Source organism: Stenotrophomonas sp. YJH_SMC_110 (assembly GCF_059369255.1).
In genome coordinates this window covers 775,587-796,596 of the sequence record NZ_JCAFSM010000001.1, presented here as the reverse complement: position 1 = coordinate 796,596, position 21,010 = coordinate 775,587, and the positions used below count along the sequence as shown (strand labels likewise).

The following is a 21,010-nucleotide window of genomic DNA, read 5'->3' as shown; positions in this document are numbered from 1 at the left end:
GGTCGGGTGGGTGCCAACTGTTGGTTGGCACATTCCAACCGTGCTGAGGAGTCTTCCGCCGGCCAGCGGCCGGCACTACCGGTCGGGTGGGTGCCGACCGTTGGTCGGCACATCCCATTCCAGGGCTACCGCTCGATCGCCGGCAACGCGTCCGACAACAACAACCGGTCAATCCGTTGCAGCGCACTTTCCAGCTGCCGGCGATCGGCCGCCAGCCCCAGCGACAGCCGCACGCCGTTCTGATGCTGCACCCCCGGCGGGCAGAATGCCGATGAAGGCGCGATCGCCAGCCCCTGCAGCTGTGCGGTACGCACCAGGGTGGCGTCAGTCCATGGCGCTGGTACCCGGCACCAGGCATGCAGGCCTTCGGCGCGCAGCAGCAGCGAAGGCGCCAGCAGGTAGCGCGCCATGCGCATGCGCTCGTGCGCTTCGCTGCGCACCTGCGCCAGCAGCGATTGCGCTGAACCATCCAGCAGCAGCTGGCTGGCCAGCGCCGCCACCAGCGGATGCCCCATCAACCGGGTGGCGCGCAAGGCCGAAGCCATCGCCTCGGCGTGCGCGGCACCCGGGCAGCGCACGAAGGCCGTGCGCAGGCCGGGGCTGATCACCTTCGACAGCGTCGCCACATGGAACACGTGGCGCGGTGCCAGCGTTGCCAACGGTATGGGTGCCTCTTCGGCAAGGTGCCAGTAAGGATCATCCTCGACCGCCAACAGGCCCTGGCTTTCCAACACGCGTGCCAGCGCTTCGCGCCGCTGCAACGACAGCGTCAGCGCGGTCGGGTTCTGGCAGGTGGGGTTGAGATAGACCAGCCGCGCGCCACTCCCGCGCGCCTGCCTCACCAATTCCTCGGGGCACATCCCGTACTCATCGCCGTCCACCGGTACCAGCCGCCGCCCAAGCGCCCCGGCGGCCTGCAGCAGCCCCGGGTAGACCAGCGTGTCACACAGGATCGCGTCGCCATCGTGGCCCTGGCTGAGCAGGATCGCGGCCAATGCCACCTGCGCGCCTTCGGTCAGCAACAGGCTGGCATCCTCCACCGCGCCCAGCATCGGTTGCAGCCAGCGCGCTGCCGCGTGGCGGTCGGTGGGATTGCCGCCGCCCAGGTGGTAGGTCATCAGGTTCGGCGCGTTGCTGCGCGCAAGCACGGCGGCGGCACCGCGGCGCAGGGTCTCGGCCAGCGCATCGGCATCGGGCACCGGCGGCACGTTCATGCTCAGGTCCACCACCTGGTCGAAGCCGGCCTTGGGTGGTGCGATGAAACTGCCTTGTGGCCCGCGTGCCTCGATCAGGCCGCGCTTGCGCGCTTCGTCGAACGCCCGCGTTACCGTGGTCAGGTCGACGCCGAGCTGCTGCGCCAACGCACGCTGCGAGGGCAGGCGTTGTCCTGGTGCAAGCCCACCGCGACGCACCGTGCGCTCCAGCGAATTGACGATGCGCAGGTAGATCGGCCCGTTGTGCGCGAGCACGTCCTGCACCCATTCGCGGGCTGCGACATCCGGTCGCGGCATGTACGGAGCATGTCGGGGCGTATCGTTGCTTCCAACGGCGGGAGCCTGTCCATAACCATCGGTCGGTTCGGACAGGTGACCGCCGTTGTTGCTTGTGGCGGCCACAGCGGCCAGCGTCAGTGGTGTCATTGCGCGTCCTCAGCGCTTGGCCTGCCAGGGGCAGTAGCAGCCCACGGCAAGCAGTCCTTTCGGGCGCACGGTTTCGCCGCGCACCAGTCTGTCCAGCAGTGGTTCGACGAAGCTGTTGGCCGAGTTGCAGACCATGCCGATGCTGTACGGGCCGGCATAGGCGAGGTGGCCCTGCCGGTCCCAGATCGCCACGGCAGGGCTCGCCGGGATGTGTTCGATGCCGTCGATGGTCGGCAGGTTGATCACCTTGTTGCGCAGCGGCTCAGGCAGTTCGCCGTGGGTACCGGGGCGGCGGATCGCATAGAAGTCGATGCCGGCGCGGCGGTACATGCTGATCAGGTAGCTCAGGTGTGCGCCGGTTTCGCGGTTGCAGACGGCACACGCCGGGTCCCAGAAATGCACCACGCGGATGCGGCCGGTATCACCGGCCAGATCGGACGGCAGGCGCAGCTGCGAGTCGTCGAAGACGATGGCCTGTTCGGTGAACGTCGACTGCGCGCTGTAGCCGAAGTACTGCCACAGCGCAGCCGCCACGCCGGCCATGAACAGGCAGGCGAGGGCGATCATCGTCGGCAGCAGCCAGCGGCGGCGCGGCGCGGCTGCGCCCATCAGGACGCGTCCCCGCCGAACTTGTGCACATACTGCTTGCGCATCTCGCGGCAGGAGTCGGCCTGCGCGCGGCGCTGGATCTCGCTACGCGACGGATCCTCGCTGCGCTGCACGCATTGCTCGATGGCGTGGCGTTCGGCGGCCTGCACATCCACGGTCTGCGGCTGCAGGCAGACCCAGGCCAGCGCGGCCAGCATCAACACCACAAAGCCACCACAGCCGGCCATTACCAGGTGGAACTTCAGTCTCTCGGCGCGCATCGACGCACGTCCCTTCATCCATACATTGCATACAAAATATCATCTTGTATGGATGAGGCGCCATGCGCCCGGTTCAGACGATGGCGTTGTGCCGGGCCTCGGGGGCCTCAGACAGGATCTCGTTCAGTTTGGCCAGCGCCCCGGCCAGCGCATCCTGGTCAACTGCGCCGCCCAGCGACAGGCGGATCGCGTTGCCCGGTGGCGGTTCCTCCACGCTGAAGGCGTCCGAGCTGGCGATGCCCAGCCCCTGTTCCTGTGCGGCCTGGATCAGCCGGTACTGGTCCAGCCGCGGCGGTAGCGGCAGCCATACGTGCAGGCCGGCCGGGTGCGCCCGCGCGCGGGACGGCAGGTACTGCGCGGCAATCGCCTGGCGCTCGCGCAGCTCCTGCTTGAAGCGCTGCACCATGTCCTGGGCCTGGCCGCTGCGGATCCACTGCGACGCCACCGCCACCATTGATTGGGTCGGCATCAGCGCGATCGCACGCAGGGCGTCCAGCACCGGTTCCATCGGTTCGCCGCCCGGCACCACCAGGTAGGCGGTGCGCAGGCCCGGTGCCAGGCACTTGGACAGGGTGGAGATGTAATACACCGGGCAGCCGGCGTCGCGGTGGGCGGCCAGCGGCGGTGCGGCGTCCCCGGCCAGCAACCAGTAGGGATCGTCTTCGATCACGGTCAGATCGTGGCGCTTGGCAACCGCCAGCAGGGCCTGCCGGCGTTGTGCCGACATCGTCGCCGTGGTCGGGTTCTGGATGGTCGGTACCAGGTACAGCAGGCGCGGGCGGCGCAGCTGGCAGGCCTCTTCCAGCGCGTCGGGCAGCATGCCTTCGGCGTCCATCGCCACTGGCACCACGCCCCGCTGCAGCACGCGCGCGGCGGCCAGCAGGCCCGGGTAGGTCAGCTGCTCGGCGGCGATCAGCTCGCCCGGCTGGGTGCGGGCCAGGATCAGTGCGCACAGTGCGGTCTGCGCGCCGGGGCAGATCACCACCTGGTCGGCACCCACCGTGCCCAGCACCGGTGACAGCCACTGCACGGCGGCGGCGCGGTCCTCGCGGGTGCCGGCGCCGACGTGGTAGCTCATCAGTTCGCCCTGGCCCAGCTGCTGGCCCACGTGCTGGAAACCGGCCTCCATGCCCTGTGCGAACGGCGCGCTGCCCAGCAGCGGCGGGATGTTCATGCTCAGGTCCACCGAGGTGCTGCGGTTGCCGGCCGACAGCGCGATGAAGGTGCCGCCGGCGCCCTGCGCATCCAGCAGGCCAGCCTGGCGCAGCTCGGCAAAGGCCCGGGTGACCGTGGTCAGGTCCACGCCCACCTGCTGGGCCAGGTCGCGCTGCGGCGGCAGCCGGTCGCCCGGACGCAGCACGCCGTCATCCACTGCCTCGCGCACCTGCTGGGCGATCTGCAGGTACAGCGGGCCAGCGCCCTCGCGGAAGGGGCGAACCCAGGTGCGATTGGGGTGTTTCAGGCGGCGGCCGGCGGCAGGTGGCGTCATCGGTCAGTTTTTCCATACGTGCAGATGCACAAGTCCATACAATGATGTATCTTGTATGGGCTTGATTGGAGTGGATCGCTCTCTTGTAGGCGACTTCGTACCCACAGTGTAGCCGCTCCACGCCCGGGCGCTGCGCGCAGGCGAGCCGGTCAAGCGCGCTTCTTCAACAGGGTTGACCTCCAATGAATATCTGCTGGAACCGCATCCGCCTGGCGCTGGTCGCCCTGGCCTGCGTCGGCCTGTCGGGCTGTGACTGGGTGCTGCTGGATTCGAAGGGCATGGTCGGGCTCGCCCAGCGCGACCTGATCCTGATCTGCATCGGCCTGATGCTGATCGTGGTGATACCGGCCATCGTGCTGACCTTCGTATTCGCCTGGCGCTTCCGCGCCGGCAACACCAAGGCGAAATACACGCCGGAGTGGTCGCACTCCACCAAGGTGGAGATCGTGGTCTGGGGCGTGCCGCTGCTGATCATTGCCGGCCTGGCCGTGATCGTGTGGAAGTCGACCCACGAACTGGACCCGTACAAGCCGCTGGACGTGGCCGGTGAGCCGCTGCACGTGGACGTGATCGCCACCGACTGGAAATGGGTGTTCGTATACCCGGACCTGGGCATCGCCACGGTCAACCAGCTCAACTTCCCGGCCAACCGCCCGCTGGCGTTCAACATCACCTCCAACTCGACGATGAATACCTTCTTCATCCCGCAGCTGGGTGGGCAGATCTACGCGATGGCCGGCATGCGCACGCAGCTGCACCTGATCGCCAACGAGCCAGGCCAGTTCCGTGGCATGTCCGGCAACTACAGCGGGCATGGCTTCTCGAACATGAAGTTCATTGCCACCGCCAGCAGCAACGAGGAGTTCGAGCGCTGGGTGGCCGAGGTACGCAGCGCACCACAGGCGCTGGACTTCAACCAGTTCAAGGCGCTGGCCGCACCGTCGAAGAACGCGCCGGTGCAGCACTTCTCCAGCGTCGAACCGCTGCTGTTCAAGAAGGTCATCGACCAGTTCATCGGCGTCGGTGAGAACACCGCTGCTGCGTCCCCGGCGGGTGCTGCCGGTGGTGCCCAGGTTTCCCAGGAGTAACGAACATGTTGGGTAAATTGACGTGGGAGGCCGTGCCGCTGCACGAGCCGATCGTCGTGGTCACGCTGGCGGCCATGGTGCTGGGTGGCCTCGCGCTGCTTGGCGCGGTGACGTACTTCAAGCTATGGGGCGTGCTCTGGCGCGACTGGTTCACCACCGTGGACCACAAGAAGATCGGCATCATGTACGTGGTAGTGGCGCTGGTCATGCTGGTGCGTGGCTTCGCCGACGCGCTGATGATGCGCGCGCAGTTGGCCGCGGCCGGGCCAGGCAGTGATGGCTTCCTGCCACCGGAGCACTACGACCAGATCTTCACCGCGCATGGCGTGATCATGATCTTCTTCGTGGCCACCCCGTTCGTGGTCGGCCTGATGAACATCATCGTGCCGCTGCAGATCGGCGCACGCGACATGGCGTTCCCGTTCCTCAACGCCTTCAGCTTCTGGATCTTCGTGGTTGGCGCTGCGCTGATGATGATCTCGCTGGGCGTTGGCGAATTCGCGATGACCGGCTGGGTGGCCTATCCGCCGCTGTCGGGCATCGAGTTCAGTCCGGGCGTAGGCGTGGACTACTACATCTGGGCGTTGCAGGCCTCGGGCATCGGCACATTGCTGACCGGCGTCAACCTGTTCATCACCATCCTGCGCATGCGTGCGCCGGGCATGACCCTGATGAAGATGCCGGTGTTCACCTGGACCGTGCTGGTCACCAGCGTGATCATCATCGCCGCCTTCCCGATCCTGACCGTGGCGCTGGGTGCGCTCACCCTGGACCGCTACCTGGACTTCAACTTCTACACCAACACGTTGGGTGGCAACCCGATGATGTACGTGAACCTGGTGTGGGCCTGGGGCCACCCGGAGGTGTACATCCTGGTGCTGCCGGCGTTCGGCATCTTCTCTGAAGTCACCGCCACGTTCGCGCGCAAGAAGCTGTTCGGCTACAAGTCGATGGTGGGCGCCACGCTGGCGATCGGCATCCTGTCGTTCATCGTCTGGCTGCACCACTTCTTCACCATGGGCTCGGGTGCCAGCGTCAATGCCTTCTTCGGCATCATGACGATGATCATCGCCATCCCCACCGGCGTGAAGATCTTTACCTGGCTGTTCACCATGTACGGCGGCCGCGTCGAGTTCAGCGTACCGATGCTGTGGACCATCGCCTTCCTGGTCACCTTCACCATCGGTGGCATGACCGGCGTGCTGCTGGCCATCCCGGGCGCGGACTTCCTGCTGCACAACAGCCTGTTCCTGGTCGCCCACTTCCATAACACCATCATCGGCGGCGCGCTGTTCGGCTACCTGGCCGGCTTCGCCTACTGGTTCCCGAAGGTGTTCGGCTTCACCCTCAACGAGCGCCTGGGCAAGTGGTCGTTCGCCTGCTGGGTGATCGGCTTCTACCTGGCCTTCATGCCGCTGTACATGCTGGGCTTCATGGGCATGACCCGCCGCATGAACCAGTACGACAACCCGGCGTGGACGCCGTACCTGATCGCCGCCTTCATCGGTGCACTGTTCGTGTTCGCGGGCATCATCCTGATGCTGGTGCAGATCTACGTGAGCGTGCGCGACCGCAAGCGCAACCTGGACCTGACCGGCGACCCGTGGAACGCACGCACGCTGGAATGGGCCACGCCGTCGCCGCCGCCGTTCTACAACTTCGCCGTGGTGCCCAAGGCCGATGAGCTGGATGCCTTCCACGAAGCGAAGAAGCGCGGCCTGCCGCCGCCGCCGAAGACGTACGCCCCGATCCACATGCCGAAGAACACCGGCGTGCCGCTGATCCTCAACATCTGGATCCTGGTGCTGTGCTTCGCCCTGGTCTGGCACATCTGGTGGATGGCCGCAGCCAGCTTCATCGCGATGATCGTGACCCTGATCGTGCGGTCCTACGACGAGGACGTGGATTACTACGTCAGTTCCGAAGAGGTGGCGCGCACCGAAGCGGCCAACCTTGCCAAGCTGAAGGAGGTACGCGCATGAACCTGTTGACCCGCCCGGAGCTGGCCAGCGACACGCAGGCGCACGAGGACCACCACGAGCACGACCATGGCCACGAACAGGGCGGCATGAAGGTGTTCGGCATGTGGGTCTACCTCATGTCCGACCTGGTGCTGTTCGGTTCCCTGTTCGCCTCGTACGCGGTGCTCAGCACCGCCTACGCCGGCGGCCCCACCGGCAAGGACCTGTTCTCGTTGCCGTTCGTGATGGCCGAGACCTTCCTGCTGCTGGTCTCCAGCATCACCTACGGCCAGGCCGTGCTGGCCATGCATCGCCACGATGCCTCGGCGGTGCTGCGCTGGCTGGGCGTGACCTTCGTGCTCGGTGCCTCGTTCATCGGCATGGAGATCTATGAGTTCTCGCACCTGATCCACGAAGGCGCAGGTCCGAGCACCAGTGCCTACCTGTCGGCGTTCTTCGCGTTGGTCGCCACCCACGGCCTGCACGTGGCCAGCGGCCTGATCTGGATGGCGGTGGTCATGCACCAGGTCTACCGCCGTGGCCTGACCCCGACCAACATCACCCGCGTGTCGTGCCTGAGCCTGTTCTGGCACTTCCTGGACCTGGTGTGGATCTGCGTCTTCACCTTCGTCTACCTGATCGGAGCCTTCTGACATGGCCCACGTCGAAACCTCGCGCGCCGGCAATGCGCACGGCTCCACCAAGTCCTACCTGATCGGCTTCGTGCTGTGCGCGCTGCTGACCGTGGTGCCGTTCGCACTGGTGATGAATCCGGTGCTGTCGCGGCCGCTCACGCTGTTCCTGCTGGTCGGCTTCGCAGTGGCGCAGATCCTGGTGCAGCTGGTCTATTTCCTGCACATGGACCGCAAGTCCGAAGGTGGCTGGAACCTGGCCAGCTTCGTGTTCACCCTGGTGATCCTGTTCATCGTCGTCGCGTTGTCGGTCTGGATCATCTGGAGCATGCACTACCACATGATGATCAACTGAGCTGGCGAACCGTGAAAGGCATTGCGTTCCCCCATCGTGGCCTGCGCCTGGCCGCAGGCCTGCTGCTCGGCCTGCTGGCCGGCTGCAGCGCGCAGTCGCGCATGGACTTCTATGCGAAGGACATCGCCTGCGAAGAACTTGGCCAGCAGTGGTCGATGCCCGACAGCCGCGGCACCGTGCGCGGCCCGAAGGACCTGCAGGGGCAGGTGACCTACCTGTTCTTCGGTTTCACCAGCTGCCCGGACGTGTGCCCGACCACGATGGTCGAGCTGAGCCAAGTCAAGCACCTGATGGGCAAGGATGCCGATCAGCTGCAGGTCGTGTTCGTCAGCGTCGACCCGGCCCGCGACACGCCCGAGGTCGCGCGCACCTATGTGGAAGCGTTCGATCCCAAGGCAATCGCGCTGGTTGGCAACGATGCGCAGCTGGCCGCGATGGCCAGCGACTTCAAGGCGTTCTACGAAAAGGAACCCGGTCAGGTACCGGATACCTACACCATGAGCCACATTGCCGGCGGCTACGTGTTCGACCGCCAGGGCCGCCTGCGCCTGTTCGCGCCGTACGGCATGCCGGTGGAAAAGCTGTTCTCGGACGTGCAGCGCCTGCTGCTCGAGCCCGGCCACTCGGCCGCCGGCAACGACGCGCTGGCCAGCTGCCACCTCAAGCACAGCGGCACACTCGCCGCGCGGTAATCCCGGTCCATGCCCGGCTTATGCCGACCCTTGGTCGCGCGCGCTACCCCGGTAGGTGTCGACCTTGGTCGACACGTGGGTGCCGACCGTTGGTCGGCACACCCCACACCAATCCCCGGCCGGCCAGGAGAGCCAGCCGGCCGGGGCACCGCTCAACGCCTTACTTGGTCTCTTCCCACTGCACCACGTCCGGCTCTGTGGCGCGGATACCGGCGGTGGACAGCAACCTGGTGGTCGCATCCAGTGCCGCGTTCACCGACGGGTACTCCACGATGGCCTGGCCCGAAGCCTTCGACACCTTCACCACGGTGCCACCGGTGGCCGTAGCCGCGCGCTGGGCCGATGCTGCATCGGTGAAGAACACCTTGACCCGCGAGGTCGCCACCACCGGCGCTCCGTCACGGGAGACCGCCGCCGCGAACTTGCCGGCACCGGCATCAGCAGGCGCCGCCGCGGCGCCATCCAGCGAACGCTTGGTACGCGAGCTGGTGGTCGCCGCCGCCTGCGGGGTGATCGTGAACTGGCCGCCGCTGGCCTGCTTTACCGTTGCCGAGGGCGACAGCTGGAAACGCGTGCCGCCCACATCGAACGAGCGGCCGGTAGCGGACGCCTTCAGTTCCTGAGCATCCACGGTCGACAGGGTCTTGGCCGGAGGGGTCTGTCCCGAGCTCTGTGCCCAGGCAGGGGAGGTCATCGCCGCGAAGGCGAGCGTGCTCAACAGAATGGTGGTCTTCATCATCAGTGCCCCAGAACGCGGATCTTGAAGAATTCGAGGTTGCCACGCGATGCAGCGGTCGCGGCCTGCCCCATGTCGGTCACTTCCAGCGTCCAGGTGCCCGTGGCGTTCTCATCCAGGAAGGCATTGCTGGACAGCAGGTCCCAGCTGGTGAAGTTGCTCTGCGCGCCACCCGTGCCCGAACCGATCGCGGTGAACGCCGGTTGCACCACGCTGCGGGTACCGCTGGGTGACACCAGCACGAACTGCAGCTGGCGCGTGTTGCGGTGGTTGACCCGGAAGCCCAGCTGCACGCTTTCGATGTTGCGCGCGCCGTTGGCCAACTGGAAGGTCAGGCGTGCAGCGGCGGCCGAGGTGTTGCCGATGGCCACGGTACGCGTGGTGTTGCGCCAGCCGCTGTCGACCAGCGTACCGAGCGACTGGAAGTTCTCGGCCACCTGCACCGCGCGTGCAGCGTTGACCACGCCGAAGCCATACCAGTTGCTGTAGGCACGGCCGGCAGCATTCACCGTCCAGCCTGGCACCAGCGTGCGCCCGTCGGCCAGCGTCACCGCCGGCTGGTTCGGGTGGTTGCGGGTGGCGGTGGTGGCCAGGATGTACTTCACATCGCGATAGGACAGGTTCGGATTGGCTTCCAGCACCAGTGCCGCCACGCCCGAGACCATCGGCGCTGACGCCGAGGTGCCGTTCATCTTGGCGGTGTAGTTGCAGGTGCTGTCGATGGCCGACAGGTTGCTGTCCAGCGTGTTCTGGCGGTTGGTGTTCTTGTTGCTGCCCTGCGCGCATCCGGTCACGTCGGTGGTGACGATGGCGGGGTCGTACGCGCGTGCCACCAGGCCGGGGGCGTACTGGGCCTGCAGGCCGTATTCGCCGCCGAAGGCCGACACCCACAGCGCCGAGCCGGTGGAGGAATACGACGAGCGCACGCCATCGGCACGCACCGCGCCTACCGTGATCACGTTGAACAGGTTGTTGCGCGGATCGCGTCCGGCCGGCACGCAGCCGGTGTTGCGGTTCTTGGTGTCGGTGGTGCAGACATCCTGGGTCTGGCTGATCGAGGCATTGTTGAAGTTGTTGCCCGCCGACTTCACGTAGATGCCGCCGCGGCCACCGCGCGTACCCGACAGTGCCTGCTCGTACGAACGAATCGTGTTTTCGCTGTACGCCAGCGGCAGGTTCGGATTGCCCGGGCCGGCGCCCCAGCTGTTGTTGAACACCTGCACGTCGGCCGACTCCGCGCCGTCCCACCAGGCGTACTCGATGTTGCTCTGCTGGTTGCCCAGGGCTGAGCGCGAAATCGGGTTGAAGCCCTTCAGCGTCGCCGCCGGCGCCACACCACGTACGCCCAGGTTGTTGGCGCCCACCGCGCCAGCAATGCCGCCGACCATGGTGCCGTGGTTGTCGACATCCGGGTTGGTCGGGGTGGGGTTGTTCGAGCCGTTGATGAAGTTCTTGCCGGCCACCGCGGCCACGTTGGCGGCCAGGTCCGGGTGCGCGATCTGCAGGCCATCGTCGACGATGGCGATGGTGACGCCCTGGCCGCGGATGCCGTTGCGGAACAGGCCATCCACGTTCAGGTCGTTGCCGGCCACCGGCAGGGTGTCAGCCGGGACCGTCTGCCCGGTGTTGAGCAGGTGCCACTGTATCCCCGCCAGTGGATCGGCCTGTTGGGCCTGGGCGGTGACGGCCAGGCTGCCCAGCACCAGGGCAGTGGCAAGGGCCAGGCGCGCAGAGCGCGGTGGCGCGGAGCGTTGCGTGTGTCGCTTCATACACGAATCCTTCTGTTGTGAATCGGCATGGCAGGACGGCGGGGCGGAACTGCCCCATCGCAACGAGCCAAACGCGACACAACGGAGAACCCCCTACCTCTTCACATCCGCAATGTACGAATATGCAAATTGCGTCACAAACACTTAGTACGTCAGGTTATGACAGGGCGCGCGAATGCCTTCACGCCATCTTCGCGCGTCTGCTTCGAGGGCCGGAAACGTGGTAATCACATGCAGGTGAAGACACGCATGAAGAATGGACGCCAGCGTGCACGTGCGCGCGCAGACCAGACCCCGCTCTCGGTCGCCGCCATCCGCAAGGTGGTGCTATCCGTGCATACGCGCAGCCACGACTATGGCGACGATGCCGATATCAGCGAGTTGCTGCCCGAGCTGGCCGCATTCGGCATCACCATGGTGAAACCGCTGCGGCTGTTGATGAAGAAGCACCGGCGCGCGCTGCTGCAGGAGGAACGGACCGTCATGCGACGCGCAGAGACGCTGCATCTGCGCACCGAGTGGCGGCACGGTGGCATAGACGTGCATGCAAACACCAGCCGCTACGCCATCGGCGGCCTGGTCCGCACCAGCATGGAACACGAATTCGGCTTCGAGACGATGCTGCCCTTCCACGAGGTGCGCGAGGACGAACCCGCGTAGTGCGGTGCCTGCCCGGTGGGTGTGGCAGCGTCGCCGGGGCATCATCGCGCGCCCTCACATCGCGCTGTGCTACTACAGCCCGTGCACCCTTCCGCACGGAGCACGATGATGGTAAATCCGCTCGCCCAGGCCCATCGCGGCCTCGGCACCACGCTGTTCAGCCTGTTGAACCCGATACCCTTCGGCTTCTTCGTCGGTGCACTGATCTTCGACGCGATCTATCTCAACAGCGCCGAGGTGATGTGGGGCAAGGCCGCCGCTTGGCTGATCACGTTCGGCCTGCTGATCGCCATCGTGCCGCGCCTGATCAACCTGTTCGCGGTCTGGCGCCGCAACGGCACGGCCACCCGCATCGACCGCATCGACTTCTTCCTCAACCTGGTCGCGGTGGTGCTGGCCATCTGGAACGCCTTCGTGCACAGCCGCGATGCGTATGCCGTTGCTGTGCCGGGCACGATCCTGTCGGCGCTGACCGTGGCCCTGATCGCCCTGGGCCTGATCCTGTTGTCATTGCAGCCGCCGGTGCTGCAGGGAGGTCGTCATGGCTAAGCACATCCTGCCCACCGTGGCCGCGCTGGCACTGGCCGTCACCCTGTCGGCCTGCGCCGGCAAGGCCGAATACCATCCGGCCGACCAGTCGGGACCGCAGCCGCCACTGCCCAAGCCGGCCAACTTCCTGATGCCGCCGATGCAGGTGCCCAAGGGCGTGGGCTGGGCCGACGGCCAGGCCCCCACGGTGGCCGAAGGCCTGAAGATCGAGCGCATCGCCGCCAACCTGCAGCACCCGCGCCGGCTGCTGACCCTGCCCAACGGCGATGTACTGGTGGTGGAAGGCAATGGCCCCGGCGAAGAGCCGGTCACCACACCCAAGCAGTGGATCGCCGGCAAGGTGAAGGCGCGCTCGGGCAAGGCCGGCAAGGGCGGCAACCGGGTCACCCTGCTGCGCCGCTCGCCAGGCACGAACACCTGGGCCCAGCACGTCTACATCGAAGGCCTGCACTCGCCGTTCGGCATCCAGCTGATCGGTGACACGCTGTATGTGGCCAACACCGGCAACATCATGCAGTACCACTACGTGCCCGGCGAAACCCGCATGTCCGACAAGGGCCGCGAGTTCACCGACCTGCCCAGCACCATCAACCACCACTGGACCAAGGAACTGCTGGCCAGCCGCGATGGCAGCAAGCTGTACGTGGGCGTCGGCTCCAACAGCAACATTACTGAAAATGGCCTGGCCGTCGAATACCGCCGCGCGGTCGTGCTGGAGGTGGACGTAGCCACCCGTGGCAGCCGCATCTTCGCGTCGGGCATCCGCAACCCGACCGGGCTGGACTGGGAGCCGAGCACTGGCCAGCTGTGGGCCGTGGCCAACGAGCGTGATGAGATCGGTGCCGACCTGGTGCCGGATTACCTCACCTCGGTGAAGGAAGATGGCTTCTACGGCTGGCCCTACAGCTACTACGGCCAGCACGTGGACGAGCGCGTGCAGCCGCAGCGGCCGGACCTGGTGGCCAAGGCGATCGTGCCGGACTACGCCATCGGCTCGCACGTGGCACCGCTGGGCCTGCTGTTCTACACCGGCCAGGCACTGCCGGCGCAGTACCACGGCGGCGCCTTCATCGGCGAGCACGGCAGCTGGGACCGCTCGCCACTGAGTGGCTACGAAGTGGTCTACGTACCGTTCAAGGACGGCAAGCCGACCGGGCGGCCGCAGACCGTGGTCAGCGGCTTCACCTCGAAGGACGAGAAGACCCTGATGGGTGCGCCGGTGGGCATGGCGATGGATGCCGAGGGCGCACTGCTGGTGGCCGACGACGTGGGCGACGTGGTGTGGCGGGTGTCGGCGAAATAGCTGTGTAGCGTCGAGCCACGCTCGACTGCTGTGGATCCGGCCTTTGTAGAGCCGAGCCCATGCTCGGCTTACGCGCGCAGCGCGCGGGTTTCCGTGCACCGAGCGAACAGCAGCCGAGCATGGGCTCGGCTCTACAGTTCGGCGGTACTGCTGCGGAACCCGCTGAACACCGATTCCGCAGCAAACCCCACGCCGCCCAGCAGCACGCCGAAGTACACCACCGTGGCCACCACGAAGCCGTAGCCGGCTGCCACCGCCGCACCATCGCGCTGGATGAAGCCAATCGCAAACGACATCAGCGCCAGCGCCGGCAGCGTGTTGCTGAAGGGAATCGGCCCGGCCGGCGCCATCAGCAGCAGGGTCGCAAACACCAGCATCAGGTTGTTCAGGCGCATCATCTTCTTCGAGCGCACCATCACCGCCAGCCGCATCGGCCGCGACAGCCGCTCCATGCGGTGCACCCATTTCAGCGCACGGCCCAGGTTGGCCTTCAGCTTGTCGGTGGCGATCCCGCGGCGCGCCAGCTTCTGCGGCACCCACAGCGGGCGGTCGCGCACCCGGCTCAGGCCGATCAGCAGGATCGAGGCGCCAAACACCGTGCTCAGCCCGGGAATCGACACCGGAATGATGAAGATGGCCGAGAGCAGGATCACGACCAGCAGCAGGCCCTCATCGCCCAGCGCGCTGAGCAGGGTGCCGACGCTCACCTGGTCGCCGGGCAGCTCGTCGATCATCTGCTCGATCTGCTGGGCCAGGGGGGCGCTGTCGTTGGTTTCGGGGGCACGGTAGGTCATGCGTCGCAAGGTTCTCCAGGGAAGGGCGGTCAGCGGGCCGTCCTGCGGTGGGGGACGCACAGGCTCCTGCAGTATCCCGGCCAACGTGGGCAAAGAGGTGAACCGGGCATGAGGGGGTAAACTGGCGTGCCCCGCACGAGTTGAACGCAATGGACATGGGCCGCAGGCAATCGACCATCGAACTGGTCGCCATCGACATGGATGGCACGCTGCTGGACCCGTCGCACCAGCTCACCCCCCGCGCCAGGAAGGCCATCGCGCAGGCGCGCGCACTGGGCGTGCACATCGTGCTGACCAGTGGCCGCCCGGTTCCGGGCCTGGCGCCGTACCTGCACGAGCTCGGCATCACCGGCAACGACGACTACTGCATCGCCTGCAATGGCGGCCTGGTGCAGCGCATCGGCACGCGCGAAACCGTGGTCGAGTATCCGCTCAGCTTCGACGATTTCCTGTTCTGCGAGCAGGTGGCCCGCGACCTGGGCGTGCACTTCCAGGCGCTGGACAGCCAGCGCATGTACACGCCCAACCAGGACATCAGCTACTACACCGTGGCCGACTCGCATCTTTCGCGGATGCCACTGTCGTATCGCCGCGTGGAAGACATGGACCCGTCCATGTCCTTCATCAAGCTGATGATGATCGACGAACCCGAGGTGCTGGACGCTGCCATCGCGCGCCTGCCCAGCGCGCTGACCGAGCGCTTCGCGGTATTGAAGAGCGCACCGTTCTTCCTGGAAGTGTTCGACCACCGCGCGGGCAAGGGGCCGAGCCTTCAGAAGCTGGCCGAGCACCTGGGCATTGAGCGGGCCAACGCGATGGCCATCGGCGACCAGGAGAACGACCTGACCATGCTGCAGTATGCCGGCACCAGCGTGGCGATGGGCAATGCCATCGACGCGGTGAAGGCGGTGGCGCGGTTTGAGACCAGCAGCAATGCCGATGAAGGCGTGGCGCGCGCGATCGAGCGTTTCGTCCTGCAGTAACCGCGCGTCCCTATGCTCTGGTAGCTGCCAACCTTGGTTGGCACACACAATCGGCAAGCGCCGACCAAGGTCGGCCTCTACCAGGCCCCATTCGCCCCGGCAGGTGCCAACCTTGGTTGGCACACGCAGGCGGCCAGCGCCGACCTGGGTCTATACCCACGTATAGCCCACCCATCCCCACCGCCATCGGCGCTGTACCACCGCGCAATGGCGTATGCGGCAGCGCGATGCAAGAATTTCGCACGTCGAAATTACGCCATCGAATCCCACGGCAGATGATCGTCTTCGTCTGCCACTGACCGGCGCGCACCGCGCCGTCACCCCTCAACGCAATCGCATCGCCAGCCAGGGCGCCGACACCGGCGCTGCAACGCGCTGGGCGTGCGCCTGCGCGACTCTCTCCCTGCACCCTGGATCTACTGCCATGAACACCCCACCCACGACGCGCCTCGCCCTGGCCATCATCGCGGCCACCACTGCGCCTGCCTACGCCGCAGAAACGCACGACGCCGCGCTCGACACGCCCACCACGCTCAACGCCCTGCAGGTCATCGCCACGCCGCGCGGCGCGGCCGTGGCACCGACCCAAGTGGTCGGTCCCAACCGCTACATCATCAAGGCCGAAGACCTCGACGCGATGGTCACCGGCAACAACGGCCTGGCCATGCTGAAGCAGGTGCCGGGCGCGAGCTATACCGCCACCGATGGGCTGGGCCTGGATATCTCCGCCACCAGCCTGTTCGTGCGCGGCTTCCGCATGAACGAAATGGGCATCACCTTCGAAGGCGTGCCGCTGAACGACAACGGCTTCCTCTCGCTCACCGGCACCAGCGTGGTGAACGTGGGCGTGCCCGATGGCATCGGCGCGATCACGGTCAGCCCCGGCGGCGCACCGGTCAGCGTGTTCTCCAGCAGCGTCAACGGCGGCAGCCTGGAATACCGGCTGCGCGACCTGCAGGACACGCCCAGCCTGCGCGTGAAGCAGGGCGTGGGCAGCAACAGCACGCTGGTTACCACCGTATCCGGGCAGACCGGCCAGCTCGGCGAGCATGGCCCGAAAGTGCTGGTCGACCTGCAGCGCGTGTCCGCCGACAAGTACCAGGGCGAGGGCACGCAGAACTTCCTGCGCGGCGACCTGAAGCTGCAGCAGGAGGTCGCCTGGGGCGATGTCACCGTGTTCCTGTCCGACAGCAAGGCCAAGGTCTGGGGTTACAACAACATTTCCTTCCACATGATCCGCAAGCTGGGCTGGAAGGCCGACATCTTCTACCCGGACTACCCCTGGGCGTATTACGTGGCCTCGCCGGAGAACGCAGACAAATCCTGCGGCGCCTATACCTGTGGTGAACTGTCTGGGCTTATTCCCTACGACACCGGCCAGAGCACGCGTGACCGCGTGTCCTCGATCAACCACCGCTTCCAGATCAGTCCGGCGCTGAGCGGCAACGTGCAGCTGTACAACGCCAACAGCCACACCCAGGCCACGCTGACCGACCCGAACGTGCCGTCGCCCAACGGCGCGCCGTTCTCCGAACAGGTGCAGACCCCGCGCCTCAACCGGCTGGGCGGCATGCTCAACCTGCAGTTCGAGACCGGCGCGCACACCTTCACCGCCGGTTTCTGGCAGGAGAAGAGCAAGGCCGCTGCCAAGACCGAGTGGTACCAGCAGCCGCTGCTGGGCGAGGGCCCGCCGCTGAAGGCCACCGGTCCGTTCGATGTGTACGGCCCCGCGTTCAAGACCGACAACGCATCGAGCTGGGTGACCCGCTCGCGCCAGCTCTACCTGCAGGACGACATCGTGCTGAACGACACGCTGAAGCTGGGTGTCGGCTTCAAGGCCGTGGACTTCCGCACCAGCGGCGGCGGCCTCGGTGACGCCAAGGACCGGCCGGTGAACGGCACGCTGCGCGCGAAGAGCAACTTCCTGCCGCATGTCTCGCTGTTCTGGAGCCCGACCGAATCCACCGATGCCTTCATCGACCTGGCCAATACCATGAACGGCTACCGCGTGGCCCAGCGCGGCAACATCGGCTACACCGCCTCGGCGTGGACCATCACCGACCAGGAGGAGTTCGACCGCGTGGCGGGTACGCTGCGGCCGGAGAAGAACTGGAACCTCACCGTGGGCGCATCGCATCGTTTCGACCGGCTGACGATCACCGGCGACGTGTTCTACAACGACATCCGCAACCGCTTGCTGTCGGCCGCCATCGGTACCCAGTTCGCGCAGATCAACACCGTGCGGCTGATGCCGAAGATGCACGTGATCGGCGCTGACCTTGGCATCACCGCCGACCTGAGCGACCACCTGCAGTTCTACCAGGGCGTGGCCGTGGCCCGTTCGTACTACGACAGCGATTTCGTGGTGGGTGACACGGTGTACCCGATCAAGGGCAACGCGCAGCCGGGCTACCCGCAGATCTCACTGGTCAGCGACCTGTCAGCGCATTTCGGTGACTGGCGTTTTGGCGCCACCAGCACCTCCTACCTGCGCCAGCCCTTCACCTACGAGAACGACATCCGCGTGCCGACGTTCTGGCAGGTCAATACCTATGCCGCCTACCGCTTCGGTACGGACAGCGCGGTGCCCGGCCTGGAGCTGCGGCTGGACGTGAGCAACCTGTTCAACCGCCACAACATCGGCACCGCCACCATCGCCGGCTCGTCGTTCTCGGGGGATTACCAGACCCTGCAGCGCAGCGCGCCACGGCAGCTGATGTTCAGTACCTCGATGGCGTTCTGAGGCGATGAGGGTGGGGTCAGAGCCCTTTGCTGCGCAAAGGGATCCGACCCCGCAGCCACCCCGTGATCGGGGTCAGAGCCCTTTGCGCAGCAAAGGGCTCTGACCCCCAAAACCCGCCTAGAAACCCGCCTTGCGCAAACAACAGGGGTTTTCTGGCGGCGACGCAAGGTTCCCACAATGTTGCTGGGTCATCCTGTTGGCATGGCACAGCACAACCCGCGAACCCCGTTGTTCGGCATCCGGGGCCCAGGACGGCCCCGGCAGGCTCTGTCCGTGGCGCCGGCGATCGATCTGCAGGGCGAGTACCAGTTCTGGCAGGTCTACGAACGCGTGGTCCGCCCGCTGCCCGGCGGTGGGCTGCGCCGGGCCTGGCTGGTGTGCCAGAAGGTGTACCGGGACCGCCTGCGGTTCCCGCATGACACCCGTGAAGCCGCGCTGGCGCGTGTGCTTTTCGGCAGCAACAGCACGCCCGAGCGCGCAGCCGAACTGCAGGACCTCTTCGGCCTTGTCAGCCGCCGCATGGCGTCCGTTGCCGTCCGGCGACAGGCGCCCATCCCGGGAAAGTGAATCACTGGCCAGGAATCGACACGCGTTGATGGCTTTCTCTTGGTCCGCCTGCTTTTGGCCTATTCTGGGGCGGGCTGGTAAGGACGGGAAACGATGGAAATCAGACGATCTGCACGCCTTGTGATCGTTGCTGAGGATGCGGTGTTGCTGTTCCGGTATCACGATGAACACCACGCTCCCTTCTGGGCTACACCGGGCGGGGAGCTTCTGCCCGGGGAGGGATATGCGGACGCCGCACGGCGTGAGCTCAGGGAGGAGACCGGATTGGATCTGCCGATAGGCGTGCGGCTGGAAAAGCGCGATGCCATCTACGCGGTCGCCCGATCAACGCCCGCGCGATGGCTGGAAGAATATTTTCTGGTCCGCAGCCCCAACCAGCCCGACATCCAGCGTGACGGGTGGACGGAGGAGGAAAATGCCACGATCAGGGCGTGGAAATGGTGGCGCGTAGAAGAGATGAGAGAACAGCCTGCTTCCCTGTTCAAGCCGGAATGGCTGCCGGATCTTTTTGAACGTGTGCCCGCATGACGCGGCCTGATTCTGCCCGCTGCGATTACGTGCTCGCCTTCCCCCGGTCCAGCTGCCGGTAGCCAATGGCCTCGGCCAGATGCGCCGTCTGGATCGTTTCGCAACCCGCCAGATCGGCAATCGTGCGCGCCACCCGCAGAATCCGGTGCATCGCCCGCGCCGACAGCTGCAGGCGCTCGATGGCCTGTTCCAGCATGTCCTGATCTGCCTCGCTCAGTCGGGTACAGGCCCGCAGTGCCGCCGGCGGCAGATGCGCGTTGAGCCCGCCACGCACCTGCTGCTTGGCATGGGCGGCTTCCACCCGTGCACGTACCGCCGCACTGGGCTCCCCCAGCGGCGTGCTCTCCCGCAACTCCACTGCGTCCATACGGGCCACACTGATATGCAGGTCGATACGGTCCAGCAACGGGCCGGACACGCGCGCACGGTAGCGGTTGATGCGCTCATCACTGCACAGGCAGCGGTTGCTGCGGTCGCCAGCCCAGCCGCAGGGGCAGGGATTCATCGCCGCCACCAGCTGGAATCGCGCTGGATACTGCACGCTGCGTGCCGCGCGGGCGATGCGGATGTGGCCGGATTCCAGCGGCTCTCGCAGGGTCTCCAACGCACTGCGGTTCCACTCCGGAAGCTCATCCAGGAACAGCACGCCGTGATGGGCCAACGAGATTTCGCCAGGGCAGGGCGGATTGCCGCCACCCACAAGCGCCGCCGCGCTCGCACTGTGGTGCGGTGCCCGGAAGGGCCGCTGCCGCCATCGTCTTGGGTCCAGCCCTTCGCCACTCACCGAGGCAATCGCGGCCAGCTGCAACGCCTCGGCTTCCTCGGTATCCGGCAACAGGCTGGGCAGGCGCGAAGCCAACAGCGTCTTGCCGCAGCCAGGGCTGCCGATCAACAACAGATGGTGCCCACCGGCGGCCGCCACTTCCAACGCGCGCCGTGCATGCGCCTGCCCCCGCACGTCGGCCAGATCGGGCAGGGGCAACGGTGTCGTGTCCACGCGCTCCACGGACGGCAGCAGGCGCGGATTGCCCAGACCGGCACAGCACTCCAGTAGCGTGCGCGCCACGCGCACATCCGCGTGCTCGGCCAGCGCCGCCTCGGCGGCATTGCCGGGCGGCACCACCAGGATGCGGCCGGCATCAGCCGCCGCAATCGCAGCAGGCAGCGCTCCGGCCACCGGCCGCAGTTCGCCGGTCAGCCCCAGCTCGCCCAGGAACTCGTATTGCAGCAGCGACTGCGGATCGACCTGGCCACTCGCGGCAAGAATGCCCAGCGCGATGGCCAGGTCGTAGCGCCCACCTTCCTTGGGCAGGTCGGCAGGCGCGAGGTTGAGCGTGATGCGCCGCTGCGGAAAGTCGAAGCGTGCACAGAGCAGGGCGGCACGCACGCGCTCGCGCGATTCGCGCACGCTGGTCTCGGCCAGGCCGACAATCTGGGTGGCAGGCAGGCCGCCAGAGAGGTGCACTTCCACCCGCACCAGTGGGGCATCGACCCCGGCGCGGGCACGGCTGTGGACCAGCGCCAGGCTCATGTGTGGATTCCTGCAGAGGGACGCTTGATGGTGCTGCAGGTGTGTTGTGGCGAACCATCGGGAATTGTGGGTGAAGCGGCTAGGGGGATTCCCAATGGGGTCTTTGACGGTGTCCTTCCGG

At 66.4% G+C, this 21,010-nt stretch carries 20 protein-coding genes; 12 read left to right on the top strand and 8 right to left on the bottom strand.

The window, feature by feature from the left end:
- Window positions 1–125: 125 nt before the first annotated feature.
- The 4 genes from AC5P6H_RS03600 to AC5P6H_RS03585 are packed head-to-tail and all read right to left on the bottom strand — an operon-like array spanning window position 126 to window position 3,998.
- A complete protein-coding gene (locus AC5P6H_RS03600; RefSeq protein ID WP_346601276.1) occupies window positions 126–1,640 on the bottom strand; it encodes an aminotransferase-like domain-containing protein in 1,515 nt (504 codons plus the stop codon).
- 9 nt (window positions 1,641–1,649) lie between these two features.
- Entirely contained in the window at window positions 1,650–2,249 is a 600-nt protein-coding gene (locus AC5P6H_RS03595; protein ID WP_032958773.1) for a DUF6436 domain-containing protein, read from the bottom strand.
- Window positions 2,249–2,527, bottom strand: a complete 279-nt coding sequence (locus AC5P6H_RS03590) for a hypothetical protein (protein ID WP_169411283.1) — start codon at window positions 2,525–2,527, stop codon at window positions 2,249–2,251. Before AC5P6H_RS03590 ends, AC5P6H_RS03595 begins: the two co-directional genes overlap by 1 nt.
- 55 nt (window positions 2,528–2,582) lie before the next feature.
- Window positions 2,583–3,998: an aminotransferase-like domain-containing protein gene (locus tag AC5P6H_RS03585; RefSeq protein WP_346601275.1), complete on the bottom strand. Its 1,416-nt coding sequence runs from the start codon at window positions 3,996–3,998 to the stop codon at window positions 2,583–2,585.
- Between the two features lie 182 nt (window positions 3,999–4,180).
- On the opposite strand from AC5P6H_RS03585, the gene cyoA reads away from it, so the two are divergent.
- From cyoA to AC5P6H_RS03560, 5 genes are read left to right on the top strand one after another with little or no spacing between them, the layout of a single operon-like run.
- On the top strand, window positions 4,181–5,086 hold the full coding sequence (cyoA, locus tag AC5P6H_RS03580) for a ubiquinol oxidase subunit II (RefSeq protein ID WP_032958778.1): 906 nt from the start codon (window positions 4,181–4,183) through the stop codon (window positions 5,084–5,086).
- A 5-nt stretch (window positions 5,087–5,091) separates the two neighbouring features.
- Window positions 5,092–7,068, top strand: a complete 1,977-nt coding sequence (cyoB, locus tag AC5P6H_RS03575; protein ID WP_032958781.1) for a cytochrome o ubiquinol oxidase subunit I — start codon at window positions 5,092–5,094, stop codon at window positions 7,066–7,068.
- Window positions 7,065–7,700 (top strand): cytochrome o ubiquinol oxidase subunit III, encoded by a 636-nt coding sequence (gene cyoC, locus AC5P6H_RS03570; RefSeq protein WP_014648729.1) that lies wholly within the window; start codon window positions 7,065–7,067, stop codon window positions 7,698–7,700. Before cyoB ends, cyoC begins: the two co-directional genes overlap by 4 nt.
- A gap of 1 nt (window position 7,701) precedes the next feature.
- On the top strand, window positions 7,702–8,034 hold the full coding sequence (cyoD, locus tag AC5P6H_RS03565) for a cytochrome o ubiquinol oxidase subunit IV (RefSeq protein ID WP_006399830.1): 333 nt from the start codon (window positions 7,702–7,704) through the stop codon (window positions 8,032–8,034).
- 11 nt (window positions 8,035–8,045) lie between these two features.
- Window positions 8,046–8,726 (top strand): SCO family protein, encoded by a 681-nt coding sequence (locus tag AC5P6H_RS03560; RefSeq protein ID WP_495202317.1) that lies wholly within the window; start codon window positions 8,046–8,048, stop codon window positions 8,724–8,726.
- A gap of 160 nt (window positions 8,727–8,886) precedes the next feature.
- On the opposite strand, the gene AC5P6H_RS03555 is transcribed toward AC5P6H_RS03560, so the two are convergent.
- Together AC5P6H_RS03555 and AC5P6H_RS03550 are read right to left on the bottom strand one after the other, a co-directional pair.
- Window positions 8,887–9,465: a DNA breaking-rejoining protein gene (locus AC5P6H_RS03555; protein WP_126411460.1), complete on the bottom strand. Its 579-nt coding sequence runs from the start codon at window positions 9,463–9,465 to the stop codon at window positions 8,887–8,889.
- A complete protein-coding gene (locus AC5P6H_RS03550) occupies window positions 9,465–11,231 on the bottom strand; it encodes a S8 family serine peptidase (protein ID WP_495202316.1) in 1,767 nt (588 codons plus the stop codon). Before AC5P6H_RS03550 ends, AC5P6H_RS03555 begins: the two co-directional genes overlap by 1 nt.
- A gap of 249 nt (window positions 11,232–11,480) precedes the next feature.
- Between AC5P6H_RS03550 and AC5P6H_RS03545 the strand changes: the two genes are divergently transcribed.
- From AC5P6H_RS03545 to AC5P6H_RS03535, 3 genes are all read left to right on the top strand, one after another.
- Window positions 11,481–11,891 (top strand): hypothetical protein, encoded by a 411-nt coding sequence (locus AC5P6H_RS03545; protein WP_230548513.1) that lies wholly within the window; start codon window positions 11,481–11,483, stop codon window positions 11,889–11,891.
- Between the two features lie 108 nt (window positions 11,892–11,999).
- Entirely contained in the window at window positions 12,000–12,440 is a 441-nt protein-coding gene (locus AC5P6H_RS03540; RefSeq protein ID WP_041863928.1) for a DUF2231 domain-containing protein, read from the top strand.
- Window positions 12,433–13,743: a PQQ-dependent sugar dehydrogenase gene (locus AC5P6H_RS03535; RefSeq protein WP_069117698.1), complete on the top strand. Its 1,311-nt coding sequence runs from the start codon at window positions 12,433–12,435 to the stop codon at window positions 13,741–13,743. Before AC5P6H_RS03540 ends, AC5P6H_RS03535 begins: the two co-directional genes overlap by 8 nt.
- 131 nt (window positions 13,744–13,874) lie before the next feature.
- Here AC5P6H_RS03535 and AC5P6H_RS03530 read toward each other — a convergent pair whose 3' ends face one another.
- Window positions 13,875–14,537 (bottom strand): exopolysaccharide biosynthesis protein, encoded by a 663-nt coding sequence (locus AC5P6H_RS03530; protein ID WP_069117699.1) that lies wholly within the window; start codon window positions 14,535–14,537, stop codon window positions 13,875–13,877.
- Between the two features lie 149 nt (window positions 14,538–14,686).
- Between AC5P6H_RS03530 and yidA the strand changes: the two genes are divergently transcribed.
- The 4 genes from yidA (at window position 14,687) to AC5P6H_RS03510 (ending at window position 19,358) form a co-directional block, all read left to right on the top strand.
- Window positions 14,687–15,520, top strand: a complete 834-nt coding sequence (gene yidA / locus AC5P6H_RS03525) for a sugar-phosphatase (protein WP_495202315.1) — start codon at window positions 14,687–14,689, stop codon at window positions 15,518–15,520.
- A 424-nt stretch (window positions 15,521–15,944) separates the two neighbouring features.
- Window positions 15,945–18,263, top strand: a complete 2,319-nt coding sequence (locus tag AC5P6H_RS03520; RefSeq protein WP_495202314.1) for a TonB-dependent receptor — start codon at window positions 15,945–15,947, stop codon at window positions 18,261–18,263.
- A gap of 177 nt (window positions 18,264–18,440) precedes the next feature.
- On the top strand, window positions 18,441–18,830 hold the full coding sequence (locus tag AC5P6H_RS03515) for a hypothetical protein (protein ID WP_049408008.1): 390 nt from the start codon (window positions 18,441–18,443) through the stop codon (window positions 18,828–18,830).
- Window positions 18,831–18,923: 93 nt separating this feature from the next.
- Window positions 18,924–19,358 carry an NUDIX hydrolase gene (locus AC5P6H_RS03510; RefSeq protein WP_049408006.1) on the top strand — a complete coding sequence of 145 codons (435 nt, stop codon included), beginning with the start codon at window positions 18,924–18,926 and terminating at the stop codon, window positions 19,356–19,358.
- 25 nt (window positions 19,359–19,383) lie between these two features.
- On the opposite strand, the gene AC5P6H_RS03505 is transcribed toward AC5P6H_RS03510, so the two are convergent.
- Window positions 19,384–20,889, bottom strand: coding sequence for a YifB family Mg chelatase-like AAA ATPase (locus AC5P6H_RS03505; RefSeq protein ID WP_495202313.1), 1,506 nt, complete (start codon window positions 20,887–20,889; stop codon window positions 19,384–19,386).
- Between the last annotated feature and the right edge of the window lie 121 nt (window positions 20,890–21,010).

Bases quoted from the DNA above. Each gene is read 5' to 3' on its own strand.
- AC5P6H_RS03600 (WP_346601276.1), bottom strand. From the start codon at position 1,640: ATGACACCACTGACGCTGGCCGCTGTGGCCGCCACAAGCAACAACGGC.
- AC5P6H_RS03520 (WP_495202314.1), top strand. From the start codon at position 15,945: ATGAACACCCCACCCACGACGCGCCTCGCCCTGGCCATCATCGCGGCC.
- AC5P6H_RS03595 (WP_032958773.1), bottom strand. From the start codon at position 2,249: ATGGGCGCAGCCGCGCCGCGCCGCCGCTGGCTGCTGCCGACGATGATC.
- AC5P6H_RS03540 (WP_041863928.1), top strand. From the start codon at position 12,000: ATGGTAAATCCGCTCGCCCAGGCCCATCGCGGCCTCGGCACCACGCTG.
- AC5P6H_RS03590 (WP_169411283.1), bottom strand. From the start codon at position 2,527: ATGAAGGGACGTGCGTCGATGCGCGCCGAGAGACTGAAGTTCCACCTG.
- AC5P6H_RS03585 (WP_346601275.1), bottom strand. From the start codon at position 3,998: ATGACGCCACCTGCCGCCGGCCGCCGCCTGAAACACCCCAATCGCACC.
- cyoC (WP_014648729.1), top strand. From the start codon at position 7,065: ATGAACCTGTTGACCCGCCCGGAGCTGGCCAGCGACACGCAGGCGCAC.
- yidA (WP_495202315.1), top strand. From the start codon at position 14,687: ATGGACATGGGCCGCAGGCAATCGACCATCGAACTGGTCGCCATCGAC.
- AC5P6H_RS03555 (WP_126411460.1), bottom strand. From the start codon at position 9,465: ATGATGAAGACCACCATTCTGTTGAGCACGCTCGCCTTCGCGGCGATG.
- cyoD (WP_006399830.1), top strand. From the start codon at position 7,702: ATGGCCCACGTCGAAACCTCGCGCGCCGGCAATGCGCACGGCTCCACC.
- AC5P6H_RS03530 (WP_069117699.1), bottom strand. From the start codon at position 14,537: ATGACCTACCGTGCCCCCGAAACCAACGACAGCGCCCCCCTGGCCCAG.
- cyoB (WP_032958781.1), top strand. From the start codon at position 5,092: ATGTTGGGTAAATTGACGTGGGAGGCCGTGCCGCTGCACGAGCCGATC.
- AC5P6H_RS03550 (WP_495202316.1), bottom strand. From the start codon at position 11,231: ATGAAGCGACACACGCAACGCTCCGCGCCACCGCGCTCTGCGCGCCTG.
- cyoA (WP_032958778.1), top strand. From the start codon at position 4,181: ATGAATATCTGCTGGAACCGCATCCGCCTGGCGCTGGTCGCCCTGGCC.
- AC5P6H_RS03545 (WP_230548513.1), top strand. From the start codon at position 11,481: ATGAAGAATGGACGCCAGCGTGCACGTGCGCGCGCAGACCAGACCCCG.
- AC5P6H_RS03505 (WP_495202313.1), bottom strand. From the start codon at position 20,889: ATGAGCCTGGCGCTGGTCCACAGCCGTGCCCGCGCCGGGGTCGATGCC.
- AC5P6H_RS03510 (WP_049408006.1), top strand. From the start codon at position 18,924: ATGGAAATCAGACGATCTGCACGCCTTGTGATCGTTGCTGAGGATGCG.
- AC5P6H_RS03535 (WP_069117698.1), top strand. From the start codon at position 12,433: ATGGCTAAGCACATCCTGCCCACCGTGGCCGCGCTGGCACTGGCCGTC.
- AC5P6H_RS03515 (WP_049408008.1), top strand. From the start codon at position 18,441: ATGTTGCTGGGTCATCCTGTTGGCATGGCACAGCACAACCCGCGAACC.